Genomic DNA, 12,998 nt, shown 5'->3' with positions numbered 1-12,998 from the left:
AGAGGCCAGGAGTTCGATTCTCCTTGACTCCACTTTCGGTGTCTGAAATCGAAGAGATCGAGACGTTGGTTATTTCAACTAACGACGTACTCATTATCGCGCTATATTGTTTAGTAAAGACTGAAAACACTACAAATGCCTAAAAAATCTAAGTACACCAAGGAGCTTTTAGAGCCCATCGTCAGGGAAAGCATTACGCTTACTGAGGTGCTTAAAAAATTGGGTTTGGGAAAAACAGGAGGGAATCGCAGGAATATTAGTTCGCGTCTTAAAAACTTAGGAATTTCAACTCAACATTTTGTTGGGGCTTCTTGGGCTAAGGGAGAAACTGCTAGTAGTAATCCTGCAATTTGGCAGAATCGAACTAAGAATACATATCCTGATGAGGAGGTATTTGTAGAGTGTTCAACTTATAATGGTGGCCCCAAGTTGACTAAAAGATTAATTCAAAAAGGTTGGGATTATAAATGTAATGAATGCGGGATTGACCAGTGGAGAGATAAGCCCTTAGCTTTGCACTTAGATCGCATCAATGGAGTTCACGATGACAATCGATTAGAAAATCTCAGGTTCTTATGTCCAAATTGCCATCAACAAACAGAAAATTGGGGTAACAAAAATCAAAGAGTAAAGCAGGCAATCGACAACCAAGTATTAGAGACACATATTGCTTCAGAAAATGGGAGGATAAATGATTGTGCCAATGGGAAAAAAGAAATAAAAGTAAGAATGAAGAAATGTGGCTCTCCAAGAATTAACTCCAGAAAAGTTGAGCGTCCTTCTAAAGAGGATTTGCAAAAGCTAGTCTGGGAAAAACCAACTACTCATATAGCTATAGATTTTGGTGTGAGTGACAAAGCAGTGGAGAAATGGTGTAAAGCTTATGACATTGAGAAACCTACTAGGGGTTACTGGGCAAAACAGAGTCGAAATCATACAGGTATGCAATGCCAAAAGGAAAGTAGCTAATTTGCAATTACCGAAATTGTAGTTCGACTCCTATCGATATGCAATGAGAGTTAAGTAAACTGGTAAATTAACTTCAGACTAAATCATAGCATGATTAATAAGGAAGATGCCGCTAAATGGTTGGCAACCCGTCTTGAAAACTGGGGTACAGGTAACTGTAAGGGTTCGATTCCTTCATCTTCCTTTTAATTAACCACCGGAAGTCGAAAAGCGAGACACCGTGCTGATAACGCGGGGATAGGAGGGGCAGTACCTCCTCGGTGGATTGCTTATGATTTTATATATAAATAAGGGAGAATTATGGTTGATTTTTTCACGAGCTTTGCTCTCATATACTGAGAAAAATTATGGGGAGGTCGCCTAAGTGGAATGGCACCGTAAAAACTTTGGAAAAGCGGCTCCCAAAAGGACGATCGGGTTTGTTGAGTAGGGTAAAAAGTTGCTTCGCGACGTTCCCTGGAAACGCAAACTGGCAGCGGGTTGCGGAGGCACTGAAAGGAATTAACAGTCCGAGATGGGGGCAGTTCCCGTCTGCTTGCGGGCAGTAAGGAAGCGCGTTTCCTGAAAGTTGCTGTCGATCGATGCGGGTTCGAGTCCCGTCCTCTCCATTTCAAGGTTCAAGTCCAAATCGAAGAGTTTCAACCCGTGCCCTAACAGTTAAAGCATACATACTCGGCTGTTAACCGACTAAAACCAATGCTTTACGCACTTGCACGGGTTGAACCTCAGAACCTCAGTTGTTCTTGAGGTCTAAATCGCGATCGTAGCTGCCGATTGGCCGCAGTCTGGTCATCAACTGCTTCAGCAAGAAGCCGTTGCTGTTCCAAGCGGTATAAGGAGTAGCCCCTTGTCCCTTCAGGCACAAGGTTTGTCGGGCTTTGTTGTGGCAGATATTTGCCAGCAGGCTGACGACTGACGCTAAGCCGAGTTCATCGACAAGGGCTTCGAGTTCATCTTGAGTCACAAGTACACCTCCAGGGTTGACTATTCCTGAAATATGCCATATAGTACCTTTCAAGGGTACTCACGGTATACTAATAGTTACTTATCCTCAGTTTCGTCCACGAGGTTGTATTCCTTGACGGCCGCCATGACTAGCAGAGTGGACATAGGAACTCCTGTCTGCTGGGAGATTTTTCTCAGTTTTTCGTGCAAACGCTTGGGAACTGTGACTTTAATCACAGCAGTCTCTTCTTTGTCAGCCATTTCAAGCAGTCATGTTTAGTTGACACCAGCTTATCCTCTTTCGGAGTACCGATCGCACCTTGCTGCGATCGTCTGTAGAGATGCGGGCGCAGCGCGATAAAATGGCTGCTGCTGCGAAACTGTACGCTAACAAATAAAAAGGTCGATCGCAAATCTCTAACCAAGGGAGCGATTGGACCTATTGGTTACATTCAGAAGCACCCAGTAACCACACAACTTAATAAAAAAGGTGAAATATGCGAAAATTAAAATATTGTGTTATACTATTCTAGATGCGGGAGTATAGCTCAGTTGGTTAGAGCAGGTGACTCTTAATCTCAAGGTCGAAGGTTCAAGTCCTTCTACTCCCATCCCCAATAACCTACTATTCACAAGGCTTTGAGACTTTAAACTGTCTCTAGTATGTCCCTTTTCGCCCATTTTTCGCTCACGATAGCAGCCAAGGGCGGTAGCGGTTGGATTACAGTGAGTGTTTGCGTTGTCGGATTTTTAATGTCAATCGGCTCATCCGATCGATAAAAGTGCGATCGCCCAAGCTATTTTGAAACTGAATAACAACAGGAAATGGTGATTAGCTATGATGGCAAATCTCTCAGGGCGCTGCTATGCGGGCGATCGCGATTTAGATGCGATCGCCCATTTAATCAATACTTGCGAAGAAGTCGATCGGCTCGATGAAGGCACTTCCATCTCGGAACTACAACAAGAATTTAACGCACCGTCTCTAGACCAAGCCCGCGATATCCGCCTTTGGGAAGATGCGGAGGGAAAATTAATCGGTTTTGCTCAGTTGTCGGTTTCTGTACCGGGGGAAGTAATTGACGGTTGGCTGTGGTTTCGCGTTCACCCAGGTGCGCGCGGAGGCGATGTGGAAGCAGCCGCGATCGCCTGGGGTGAAGTGCGGATGCGCGAGGTGTCTGCGATGCGGGGCGGGCGCGTGAAGCTGCGAACCTACGCTCGCGCTGAGGATTGCGATCGCATTTCTGTGCTGACAAGTTGCGGTTTTAAGGTCGATCGCTATTTTTGCCGCATGGCGCGATCGCTCTCTGAACCGATCCCCGAACCGCACTTCCCCGAAGGTTTCGCGCTGCGTCAGTTCCCCGGCGAACAGGATGCCCCAGCTTGGGTAGAAATGTTCAACCAGTCGTTTATCGATCACTGGAATCATCACGATTTAACAGTGAATAAATTTAAGCACGAGTTAGCTAAACCCGATTACAGAAATGATTTAGACCTGATTGCTGTTGCTGATGACGGCACATTTGTCAGTTTTTGTTACTGCCAGATTAGTGTGCAAGAGTGCGATCGTACCGGGCGCAATGAAGGCTGGATTGCTTGTCTCGGCACTCGGCGCGGCTTCCGCAAAATGGGATTGGGACGAGCGATGTTGCTCGCTGGTTTGCATCGACTCAAAGCTGCCGGTGTGGCTACTGCTATTCTCGGCGTCGATGCTGAAAATTCATCAGGTGCGATGCGACTTTACGAGTCTGCTGGCTTCCACAATATTCGCAACAGCATTTCCTATGTTAAGGATGTTTAATCGATATTTTTTGGTGAAACAACCCGGTTTCTGCCTACCCGTGCATAAGTCCTATCTAATTATGGGCGGGCTCTCCTGCCCAACCCCTACTCCCCACAATCAAATTCACAGGCGGGCAGGATGCCCACCCCACAATCAAATTCATTCTTTGTGGAACAGGCATCTTGCCTGTTCCTGACAATAGTGCGAGATATCCGATCTAAAAAAACTTTTGCTACCCCCTTGACACCTGTGTAGTACCTATGTAGTATATAAATATGGAAAGCGCAGGACAAGCAAAAACCTGTATTTTTCGTGCAAATTCTGAACCTTGACAACTAAATATTGCTCAAAATTTCAACGAAGATCAATTTGAAAGTCTTGTAATATAGACTCGATGGTCATGTTGTTACTTTATACGAGACTGTTCGGTTACAAACTGACTCGGCATGAGTCAGATGTTGTACGAAATCAGTCTAATTTCAACGAATTTGATGCGGATTCAGAACAGACAAGTTCAGCCAGATTTCAATCAACCAAAAAGGCTGAGGAAATCCGCAAAATTAAACAAGCTTATCATTTAGAACGGCGCTTCTTTCAGTAAAGATTATCAGATTTCGTGAATCTTTACCGATACTGGCAATTTGCCAAGTCTTACAAAAAGCCAAAGTCGAGAGCAGATAAGCTACTAATCCAAAATCCACAATTGCTCTAGGAGGTATCGGTAATGGTTCACATTCGTTTTGAAGGACGTTCCTACGATCTGGCCGAAGACCAACTGGGTATCGCGGCAGGAATGAGCGACAAGGCTATTAAGGAACGTCTGGCAAATCATTTTGATGTCAAGGGATCTCGCTTCGAGTCTTACGTTCTGGATCGCCGTCCCAGCGGTGATTTAATTGTTCGGCCAGAAGCTGTTTACGGCTAGAAATTCACTTAAAGCACGTATTAGACAGCGCACCCCAACTAAAGAAGCTTACAAACTAAAAACGTTCCACTTAAAATCGAATAGTAGGTTCAATTCCTACCTTTCGAGAGCGTGAAAAAAAGCTTCTCTGACTTGTGCGCTGCCTTTTATAGCTAAATTTTTTATATCTATCCGACGCTTAAAAGTTCCACTTCGCGCCCCAACAAAGGAAGCTTACATACTAGCTCATTGGTAGAGCAATTCCCTTTTAAGGAACTGGTCGCGGGTTCAACTCCTGCGTATGTGCCAACGGCTTTCTTGACTTGCGCGAAGTGACATTTTAGGCGCTATAAACTCTTGTTGTTAATTCAGGATAATAATTAAGTAATCCTGTTTGTATTGAAGACTTCCGTCCTCAAAAATAAATTGGGTATTAGCCATGAGAAAAAAACTGGCAATTTACCGATCGCCCAAGGAGATAGACAGTCTGATTCATGCCTTCCAAGAAGGCAACCTGTCGCGAAGTCAATGGACGCACGAAGCACATTTAACCGTTGCCCTGTGGTATCTGTGTTATGACTCGGAGCCAGAAGCGATAAATGCGGTGCGGAATGGCATTAAACGTTACAACTCGGCTCAAGGAATTGAAACTACAAAAAACAGCGGGTATCACGAAACACTAACGCTGTTTTGGGTGCGAACTATTCGCCGGTATCTCGCCGATGAAAGCCAAAATCGCTCGATCGTACATCTGGCTAACGGTTTGATTGCAAAATATGCCGATTCCCTACGGGATAGCTCCGCACGCGCGTACTTTACCATTTCGCTATTACACCCAGGATCGCCTGATGTCATGGGAAGCCAGAAATAGCTGGATGGAACCAGATTTGAAGTCACTCGACTCCGAAATAGTCCGCCAGGGATTGAAATCCCTGTCTAATAGCTAAAGTCCTCTGAAGAGGACTAAAGATATTTGTTTTTGTTGGTTTTTAATCACAAAAAATACATTTGTAAACACGCATTTTAGTCCTCTTAAGAGGACTTTAGCTTTGAGCCAGGGATTGAAATTACTGGCTCTAAAGAGGACTAAAAATATTTGTTTTTGTTGGTTTTTAATCACAAAAAATACATTTGTAAACACGCATTTCAGTCCTCTTAAGAGGACTTAAGCTTTGAGCCAGGGATTTCAATCCCTGGCGGACTAAGGCGCAAGGTGCAAAATATTAGGTAACACCAATGAATATGAATACAGTAGAACGCGATTTACGTTTGGAAATGCTCAACAGCCTGCTGACAACTCCTCACCGCCAATTAGAAAAAGTAGCAGAAATCCACAAGTTAATTGTCGAATTAGACCCAATATTTTACGGTCATTTAGCAGTCTGGTATCAGCGTCAAGGCGACGTGCGCGACCACAAGGAAGTTTTTGTCGGAAATTTGCTAACTTCGGCGCTGACGGAACACCGGGATGCCGGGTTTATGATGCTGCAAGAGTTCCCTCCCTACGAAGTTTCGCGGATTGTGGACTTTATGAAGCGGCACCAGAATAAGATGCCTCGCAGCGCGCGCACTGCTGTCACTCGCTATCTGAAATCGCGGGAAAAGAATGCACAGTTTTTCGATCGCGCCGCCCTCCGCAACCGCAAGGCGATGAAGCATTTGTACGCAACGCTGCACGTCAAGCCGAGCGATCGCGCTAATGCTATCCTGTTTAAAGACAATCCGCCGTCCGACTCTCTGGCATTCGTTTTGAAGCAGTTAGCAAAGGCGGCGACACCTGCGGAACAGGCGAATTTGATTGTTGAGTACAAGATTCCATATACGATCGCAGTTGGTGCGATCAGACAGCTAACGCCAACGGTTTTGGCCGCGCTGATTAACTCGATGTCGCCGCAGGAAGTCATCAACAATTTGAAATCGATTCAGTCGCGCGGCGCGATGGATCACGCGGAAGTCAAGCAGTTGATTGACTCGAAGCTGGATGAAGCGGCAAAGTGCGATCGGGTTTCTGCTTACAAAGCAAGTGTTGCGGGCGCGGGCGCGAACTTCGACGCAGCAACGACGGCTAAGCTGGAAGCGGTGACAAACGAACAGGTGAAGAAGCGCGGCAAGATTGCGAAAGCAACGGGTTTGTTGATTGACAAGTCGGGTTCGATGGAAAGTGCGATCGAAGTCGGGAAGCGTCTCGCTGCTTTGATTTCCGGCATTTCCGAGGCTGCACTGTTCGTTTATGCCTTTGACACGATGCCGTATCGAGTGGAAGCAAACGGCAGCGAATTGACAGACTGGGAAGGCGCTTTCAAGCACATTCGCGCTGGCGGCGGCACAAGTTGCGGTTGCGCGGTGGAAGCAATGCGGCTTAAAAAGCAGGTTGTCGAGCAATTCATTATGGTAACAGATGAAGGCGAAAATGCTGCACCTTATTTCGCGGATGCTTATCAGAATTACTGCCGCAGTTTGGGGGTAATTCCTGATGTGGTGATTGTGCGAGTTGGTTCTTGGTGCGAATATGTCCAGAAGCAATTAAAGGACAAACAAGTATCGGTGGAAACCTTTACGTTTGCCGGCGATTACTACTCCTTGCCGAATTTAGTGCCGATGTTGAGTCGTCCTTCGCGGCTGGAATTGTTGATGGAAATTCTGGATACTTCGTTGCCTGTGAGGGATGATAAGTGATATAATTGGGCATGACTCGTCAGTTAAGCTGGCGAGCAATGCTCACCTTATTTTTTCTAGCAGGGAGCATAAAATTGAAAAAATGATTCAGGGTTTGCCAGATGAGTGCTGAGGGTGAGAGCGATCGCGTAGAACGTCAGGCAGTTTTTCAGCCTGAGTTTTTAGAAGACCTAGAATATTGGGTACAAACTGACCGCAAGATGGCGTTACGCTTAATCAAAATGGTCAGAGAAATTCTGCGAGACCCGTTTGAAGGCATTGGCAAGCCGGAACCCCTGAAATACGAGTTGTCGGGCGCGTGGTCGCGTCGCTTGAATAAAGAACATCGTATTGTTTATTTAGTAAGTGATGAGCGTATCAATTTTCTTAAAGGGCGCTATCACTATTAGTAAAGCGAGCAAAGTTGAAACCTTAATTTAGTGGGAGTTAGAATTTTATGTCAACTGAGATTACATATGCTGAAGCTCAAGCAAATTTAGAAAATCTCTGCGACCGCACTGTTGAAACGGGGGAAGTAATAGTTATTACTAGACCTAACGGCAAAAATGCGGTTTTGATGTCTGAGGTCGAATTAGAAAGTTTGCTAGAAACTCTTTATTTGTTGAGATCGCCCGTTAATGCAACTCGTTTGCTGACAGCATTAAAGAGAGCTAAAGCAAGAGTTGTTCAACCTCAGACACTCGATGAAATTTGCAAAAAATTTGGGCTTGATGAAGAGGATGATACTGAGGATAAGGTAGCGATCGCTAGTAACAGCTTACAAACCGATCGCGATCGACAACTGCTAGACAGCATCAATGATGATTATGCAGATGGACTAGATCCCTTACAGCAAGCTATGCTAGGAGGAATGCGTCAGCATCAGCGACAATTCACAGAAACAGAATCGTAATTTTTTAGGTAGATATTTACATCACAATCTTCAACTATACTCTAAACTTGGGAGGAGCTGTTGGTGACTTCAATATTAATCAAAGATTTGGCAAACGAACTAGAGCTTCTTACCGAAGATCCCGTGGAAAGATTTATTACCAGTGGGGTAAGTTGGCAACAGTATGAACAATTACTGACTCAACTGGGAGATAGTCCTTGGTATCGGGTTACTTATTTAGATGAAGTGCTGGAAATTATGTCCCCAAGTCGCCGTCACGATCGAGATAAAACCAATATTGGGATGCTGCTAGAAGCGTATTTTCAAGAAACACGGACTAGGTTTTGGGGATTGGGTTCAACTACCTTCCGCATTCAAGCAAAAAAGGGCGGTACAGAACCGGACGAGTGCTATTGTATCGGTACAGAAAAAGAATTTCCTGATTTGGCGATCGAGGTTGTACTCAGCAGTGGCGGCCTGGACAAGTTAGCAGTTTACAAAAAGCTCGGAATCACAGAGGTTTGGTTCTGGAAAAATCGTCGCTTTGAGGTTTATCATCTTCGGGGAGAGGAATATGAAAAAATGCAGCAAAGCGAGTTGCTGCCGAATTTGGATTTATCAGTGATTGCAGAGTATGTACAACGGCCTGACCCCCTTGAGGCTGTGTTGGAGTTTCGGGAAAGAGTTAGAGAAAATTTAAGGGGAAGCTGAGATTTAATATCGTTCTTTACTACCAAACATCTCCCTCAATATCCTCAAGCAACAACTTTTTACCTTTTTTCAATTATTCTCTAGTTTGATCAATAATTTCTTGTAATTCTGGATTAGCGATGGCTGAGACTAAGTGGGAATCCGCAGCAGCCAAAGCAGCGCGTAACTTTTCCGAAGTCAGTGCGGGATATTTTTCTAACACCTGCTGTTGAGTCCATCCCGCAGCAAAGAGCCCTAGCAAAAATTCTACAGACAATCGAGTTTCTGGCGCTGCTGGTTGACTTGTTGAAGCTTTCGGGTTTGGATGAATGAGCTTTCGCCAGTCCATTGTTTTACTTAAACGATTTGGGAAGATTCCGCCGATTATACTGCATTTGGACACAGTAGAAACACGGATATCGTTGACTGACTTTGTAACAGTGCCACCGCAGGTCATACCATTTTAGATTTTAGATTTTAGATTTTAGATTGGGAATCACTGATGAATTAAGGGTTTGAAGCTTGGCTAGAGTCGCATTTTTTGGGAACTGGTGTCATTTCGCGATTTTGCCATTAAATTGTTATTACGATCGCAGTACAGCACTTTCTTATAGACTAGAGTAATGGGGTAGGGACGGGGCGAGATACCTTTTTGCTTCAGTCCGTTTCAATACCAAACCGCGAGCGCACTAGATCTTAACCCACTGTCTAACGAACTGTGCAACCCACTGTGCAATCCACAATACAACTACTTTAACTACTTAAAACTATGGGAAAAAAGTCGAAAGCCAAAAAATCCCAGGTCAAAAAATCCAGTTTGCTCTGCCAGCGACTCCAAGAAGCTCTCGATCGAGGCAGCAAAGTTTGGATTAAAACAAATAATAGCAGTTTCGGCGGCATCCCGATTAATTTGTTCGGGGAGTTTGTGGAACTTTTGGTGATAGTTCCCCCTAACGAACAGGCGGAACATATCGATGCTTACGGACAAGTTACGTGGCTGATTCGACTCTCTGATATTATTGCACTGGCTTACCCTACTGAATATTGGTCTAAAGATAGATTAGAAAGTTTGCTGCCACCAGATGCAGTTACTTCCGAAGTAGGAGATTAACTGCGTAGGGTGTGCATTGCGTACCCTAATTTTAGCTGAGTTGTATTTGGTATGGTGTGCAATGCACACCATACATTTACTATTTTTTAAGCTGTTTTAGCAGCCAACATATACACCTCTTCCACCGATTTTTATCAGTTTAATTAGTTGTTGCAAGCTGAAAGCTGCACTTTACAACTGCCGCCCTCTAGTTCGCTGCAACCGGCGAGAGCTTGAGCTTCTGCTGCGGCTTGATCGTCGCCCCAGCCCGCACCGGCTCCTCCTTTGCCTACTGCGATCGCTCCACAATTATTACTATTAGATGTCAGCGCTTCGCAATCGTTAGCACCTCCGCTTTGTTCATTGCAGACGGCTACTGCAGCGTTTAGTGCTTCTTTCTCTGTAGCATAATCCCAACTAATACCAGTGGCGTCAGAAGTCGGAGAATAAGCAGTAGCTCCATAGCTGTCCTGAGCTTTAGCTACCTGGACTGAGCCAAAAAGAGGAAGTGTCAAAGCTGTGACTACAACCCACTTAGAAAAAAGCTTTTTCAGCATATTTACTTACGATATTTACCAGGTTAAGTTGCGAGGTTCGCTCAATATTAGATTAGGAGATTAAGTCCTGTCAATAGTGTTAAACAATCTTTATATTTCTTTTAAATTAAAAGTGTTTTAGGTAACGAAAAGTAAGATGATGGAGGTCAATTCAGTGGCAGATATCCGCAAAATCCTCAGCCAACTCGCTGCCCAAGAAGGGCAGCTACTCGATACCCAATTCCTGGCTCCATGCGTGCGCGGGGGAAGCGTGCGGGTAAGAGTTAGCTCAATGGTTTATACTTTTCAACCGCAGCCGCGCAACTTTGAAGGATGGGCGATTTTTAGGCCGATTAATGAGGAAATTGCTGCAGTAATTGAGGAGCCGATTTTGCCGCAAGTGGCAGAGTATTTGCAACTGCTCGTACCCGTTCGCTTGCACTTAGCCTGCGTGCTGCAAGGGCAAACGTGGCTGGCTTATCCTGTTAATGAATCTGATGCTAAACAGCGTACTGGTGTTGCGAAACCCGTAGCAGTGCATTTAGTAACTAAAGGTTCGCAGTTTGAGCAGATCGTTGCGCGGTGGGACGGTCATTGTTTGTGGTTTGAAGAGATTGACAGGCGCGCCGATCCGCGGCAGTCTGAGAACTTAAAAGCTGCTTTGAAAAAGTTGATTTTGCCTCAAGAAGTTCGCTTTAAAGGGATGACGCCGGAAATGCGAACTGTTTACGAATTGGTGTCCCGAAATATTAAAGATTTCGATCCGAAAGTGCGGGATCAACAGCGCTTGCAGCGGGCGCTAAAAATGGGTGGCGGTGAATTGCGGGATTTTTGCGATCGCAAACATTATTGGCTGGTTGAATGGACTAGCGGGACTGGAGAACATCACACTTCTGCGATCGCCAAAAATGACTTGACAGTTATGAGTGCTGGCATTTGTCTCAGCGGATTGGACAAAGACTTCGACTTGCAATCATTGGTTGGAGTAGTTGAAGATAGATAGGAAATAATGACTACTGACTACTGACTACTGACTACTGACTACTGACCATGAGCATATTTTTTCACGAACAACTTTACAGAAGTGCCGCAGTGATGTCGCAGATCAAAAATTTCCCGGTAACGGTGTGCGGGGCGGGCGCTTTGGGTGCGAATATTACAGAAAGTCTGGCGAGATCGGGCTTTTGTCAGTTAAAAGTCATCGATCGCGATCGCATCGAGGAACGCAACCTTTCCACTCAACCCTATTATCGATCGGACATCGGCGCATTCAAAGCCAAAATTCTCGCCAACAACCTCTACCGGGCTTTGGGAGTCAGCATTGACGCGCACTCAAAAGAATTGACACCCGCAAATGCCGATCGGCTGCTTGCCAACAGCGCCACAGTCATCGATACTTTTGATAACAGTGTCGGGCGGCAAGCAGTCAAGGATTACTGTGCGAGTGCCTCCCTTCCCTGCGTGCACGTCGGATTAGCTGCCGATTATTCCGAAATAATTTGGAACCAACACTATCGGGTTCCTTCAGCGGCGAATGATGACGTTTGCGATTACCCGCTGGCGCGAAACTTGGTAATGCTGACGGTTGCAGTTGCTTGCGAAGTAATTGTTACCTTTGCTGCTACCAAACAGCAACAAAATTTAACTTGCACGATCGGAGATTTTGCAGTAAAGCCACTTATATTGTAGAATGTCGGTTGACTGTTGCCAGAAACCTGGTCAATCAAGATTGGATGCCCCCATCCTATAAACCCGGTTTCTCACCCTCAAACAATCGTCCAAATTACAAAAAACGCTTGAAAATTTAACAGGGAAAGTATGGCCGGAACACAGACTTTTTATTATTTACTAGCAATTCTCGCTCTATTAGTTTTGACTGGCACAAGTAGAGCCAACTATGCAGCAGGCTCCGCAGTTTGCCACACTGATGATTGCCATCAACCAGCAGTGAAACACCATAAAAGGATTTTAAAATGCGGCTCGAAAGGGCACGATGTGAAGAAACTGCAAAAGTTGTTGAACGCGCGGGGATTGTCCCCACACCCGATCGTAATTGATGGCGTGTTCGGTCCGACAACCGAAGATGCAGTGAAAAGATTTCAGCGACAAGCGGATATTCCTGTAGACGGAGTTGTGGGAGGCAAAACTTGGGACAGACTGTTTGCTAGTTTGTAACTTTAAGCACCGGACAACAAAGGTTCCTAAGTCAGTCGATTTTAGATTTTAGATTTTAGATTTTAGATTTACTCGATAACAGATGAATCTGGAAGCTTAAACTCTGTAATCTAATTTTTTTTCTAGACCCTCGATAGCCTCGGAAAGCAAGTACCTGTGTTTGGGTGGAGTCATCATTGCTAATCATTAATCGCTGCGGTTTGTAGTTGGACAGATAGCGCATTTTGTGCAACTACAGACACAGAAGCTTTAATCAACAATCAATCGCCTACTAGATTGCTAGTCAATCACCCGACACCGATGTCGCTACGCGACCCGCAAGCTACGGAGTACCGATACGGTGTGGGCTTGAAAAAGCC

General features: G+C 45.1%; 16 protein-coding genes and 2 tRNA genes. 14 read left to right on the top strand and 4 right to left on the bottom strand.

Annotated features, from left to right (window positions below; genetic code table 11):
• Nucleotides 1-135: 135 nt before the first annotated feature.
• A complete protein-coding gene (locus QUB12_RS27245) occupies nucleotides 136-969 on the top strand; it encodes an HNH endonuclease signature motif containing protein (RefSeq protein ID WP_333145294.1) in 834 nt (277 codons plus the stop codon).
• Between the two features lie 733 nt (nucleotides 970-1,702).
• Here QUB12_RS27245 and QUB12_RS27240 read toward each other — a convergent pair.
• Nucleotides 1,703-1,933, bottom strand: coding sequence for a hypothetical protein (locus tag QUB12_RS27240; protein WP_333145293.1), 231 nt, complete (start codon nucleotides 1,931-1,933; stop codon nucleotides 1,703-1,705).
• Nucleotides 1,934-2,010: 77 nt separating this feature from the next.
• Nucleotides 2,011-2,175, bottom strand: coding sequence for a ribbon-helix-helix domain-containing protein (locus QUB12_RS27235; protein ID WP_333145292.1), 165 nt, complete (start codon nucleotides 2,173-2,175; stop codon nucleotides 2,011-2,013).
• 276 nt (nucleotides 2,176-2,451) lie between these two features.
• Between QUB12_RS27235 and QUB12_RS27230 the strand changes: the two genes are divergently transcribed.
• The 9 genes from QUB12_RS27230 (at nucleotide 2,452) to QUB12_RS27190 (ending at nucleotide 8,859) form a co-directional block, all read left to right on the top strand.
• Nucleotides 2,452-2,525: transfer RNA gene (locus QUB12_RS27230), tRNA-Lys, on the top strand.
• A gap of 227 nt (nucleotides 2,526-2,752) precedes the next feature.
• Complete coding sequence (locus tag QUB12_RS27225; RefSeq protein WP_333145291.1) at nucleotides 2,753-3,715, top strand: GNAT family N-acetyltransferase; 963 nt, start codon at nucleotides 2,753-2,755, stop codon at nucleotides 3,713-3,715.
• Nucleotides 3,716-4,421: 706 nt separating this feature from the next.
• A complete protein-coding gene (locus tag QUB12_RS27220) occupies nucleotides 4,422-4,622 on the top strand; it encodes a hypothetical protein (RefSeq protein ID WP_333101629.1) in 201 nt (66 codons plus the stop codon).
• 215 nt (nucleotides 4,623-4,837) lie between these two features.
• Nucleotides 4,838-4,910: transfer RNA gene (locus QUB12_RS27215), tRNA-Lys, on the top strand.
• A 130-nt stretch (nucleotides 4,911-5,040) separates the two neighbouring features.
• Entirely contained in the window at nucleotides 5,041-5,472 is a 432-nt protein-coding gene (locus tag QUB12_RS27210) for a hypothetical protein (RefSeq protein ID WP_333145290.1), read from the top strand.
• Between the two features lie 365 nt (nucleotides 5,473-5,837).
• On the top strand, nucleotides 5,838-7,277 hold the full coding sequence (locus tag QUB12_RS27205) for a hypothetical protein (protein ID WP_333145288.1): 1,440 nt from the start codon (nucleotides 5,838-5,840) through the stop codon (nucleotides 7,275-7,277).
• Between the two features lie 101 nt (nucleotides 7,278-7,378).
• Complete coding sequence (locus tag QUB12_RS27200; RefSeq protein ID WP_333145287.1) at nucleotides 7,379-7,666, top strand: Txe/YoeB family addiction module toxin; 288 nt, start codon at nucleotides 7,379-7,381, stop codon at nucleotides 7,664-7,666.
• Nucleotides 7,667-7,713: 47 nt separating this feature from the next.
• Nucleotides 7,714-8,169, top strand: a complete 456-nt coding sequence (locus tag QUB12_RS27195; protein ID WP_333145286.1) for a type II toxin-antitoxin system prevent-host-death family antitoxin — start codon at nucleotides 7,714-7,716, stop codon at nucleotides 8,167-8,169.
• 63 nt (nucleotides 8,170-8,232) lie between these two features.
• On the top strand, nucleotides 8,233-8,859 hold the full coding sequence (locus QUB12_RS27190) for a Uma2 family endonuclease (protein ID WP_333145285.1): 627 nt from the start codon (nucleotides 8,233-8,235) through the stop codon (nucleotides 8,857-8,859).
• Between the two features lie 73 nt (nucleotides 8,860-8,932).
• Here QUB12_RS27190 and QUB12_RS27185 read toward each other — a convergent pair whose 3' ends face one another.
• On the bottom strand, nucleotides 8,933-9,187 hold the full coding sequence (locus tag QUB12_RS27185; protein ID WP_333145284.1) for a DUF433 domain-containing protein: 255 nt from the start codon (nucleotides 9,185-9,187) through the stop codon (nucleotides 8,933-8,935).
• A 420-nt stretch (nucleotides 9,188-9,607) separates the two neighbouring features.
• Here QUB12_RS27185 and QUB12_RS27180 point away from each other — a divergent pair, with 420 nt between their 5' ends.
• Complete coding sequence (locus QUB12_RS27180) at nucleotides 9,608-9,949, top strand: hypothetical protein (protein WP_333039029.1); 342 nt, start codon at nucleotides 9,608-9,610, stop codon at nucleotides 9,947-9,949.
• Nucleotides 9,950-10,092: 143 nt separating this feature from the next.
• Here the strand turns inward: QUB12_RS27180 and QUB12_RS27175 are convergent, their stop codons facing one another.
• Nucleotides 10,093-10,485, bottom strand: coding sequence for a DUF4189 domain-containing protein (locus QUB12_RS27175; RefSeq protein ID WP_333309265.1), 393 nt, complete (start codon nucleotides 10,483-10,485; stop codon nucleotides 10,093-10,095).
• A gap of 136 nt (nucleotides 10,486-10,621) precedes the next feature.
• On the opposite strand from QUB12_RS27175, the gene QUB12_RS27170 reads away from it, so the two are divergent.
• The 3 genes from QUB12_RS27170 to QUB12_RS27160 all read left to right on the top strand — a co-directional run bounded on the left by QUB12_RS27170 (nucleotide 10,622) and on the right by QUB12_RS27160 (nucleotide 12,639).
• On the top strand, nucleotides 10,622-11,467 hold the full coding sequence (locus tag QUB12_RS27170; protein ID WP_333145282.1) for a hypothetical protein: 846 nt from the start codon (nucleotides 10,622-10,624) through the stop codon (nucleotides 11,465-11,467).
• 47 nt (nucleotides 11,468-11,514) lie between these two features.
• Complete coding sequence (locus tag QUB12_RS27165) at nucleotides 11,515-12,153, top strand: ThiF family adenylyltransferase (protein WP_333145281.1); 639 nt, start codon at nucleotides 11,515-11,517, stop codon at nucleotides 12,151-12,153.
• Between the two features lie 129 nt (nucleotides 12,154-12,282).
• On the top strand, nucleotides 12,283-12,639 hold the full coding sequence (locus QUB12_RS27160) for a peptidoglycan-binding domain-containing protein (protein ID WP_333145280.1): 357 nt from the start codon (nucleotides 12,283-12,285) through the stop codon (nucleotides 12,637-12,639).
• Nucleotides 12,640-12,998: the final 359 nt, after the last annotated feature.

The sequence above is a fragment of the Microcoleus sp. B7-D4 genome (assembly GCF_036705125.1).
Taxonomy (GTDB): Bacteria; Cyanobacteriota; Cyanobacteriia; order Cyanobacteriales; family Microcoleaceae; genus Microcoleus.
This window is presented reverse-complemented; position numbering and strand designations above follow the sequence as displayed.